Origin of the sequence: Pseudomonas tremae, assembly GCF_001401155.1 — a bacterium.
In the GTDB taxonomy this organism is placed as follows: domain Bacteria; phylum Pseudomonadota; class Gammaproteobacteria; order Pseudomonadales; family Pseudomonadaceae; genus Aquipseudomonas; species Aquipseudomonas tremae.
This window is the reverse complement of the sequence record NZ_LJRO01000145.1, coordinates 1-462: the sequence shown is the minus strand read 5'-3', so window position 1 is coordinate 462 and position 462 is coordinate 1. Positions and strand designations below refer to the sequence as shown.

1 protein-coding gene is annotated in these 462 nt (G+C 57.4%); it reads left to right on the top strand.

Features of this window, described 5'->3' with window-relative positions:
* The coding region (locus ALO43_RS09970; protein WP_157062282.1) for a zinc-binding dehydrogenase at positions 1 to 228 on the top strand (228 nt) is incomplete at its 5' end.
* Positions 229 to 462: the final 234 nt, after the last annotated feature.

Sequence of the window (462 nt, the reverse complement as noted above, 5' to 3'; positions counted from 1 at the left end):
AGCGGTGTCGCCGGTCAGCTGGAATTCGTCCCGGCGCTGGTCAAGCAACTGCGCATGCAGGGTGTATTGGTGGGTAGCCGCACCCAGCAGCAGGACATGATCCGCGCCATTGATGCCAATGGCATGCGTCCGGTCATGGATCGCTCCTTCCCGATGACCGACATTGTCGAGGCGTTCCGTTATCAGGAAACCAATCAGCATTTCGGCAAGATCTGCCTGGATATCTGAGTGGCGCCCCTGCGCCCATAGCTGAGCGCAAGTCAACGTCGCTGGTCTGCCAACTTTGGTGATGGCAGGCCAGTCGAGACGTTTTGCATAACCTTCCCCGGTCATCTTTTTGCATCAAGTGCGTTGGTCTGTGGTCACACCCTCTGTGACATCAAGGACGTTGCGTGGCATGCCGCTTCTCGCTGCCCCGTCGCGACGTTCAATCCGATTACCAGATCAGGGACGCATTGAAAT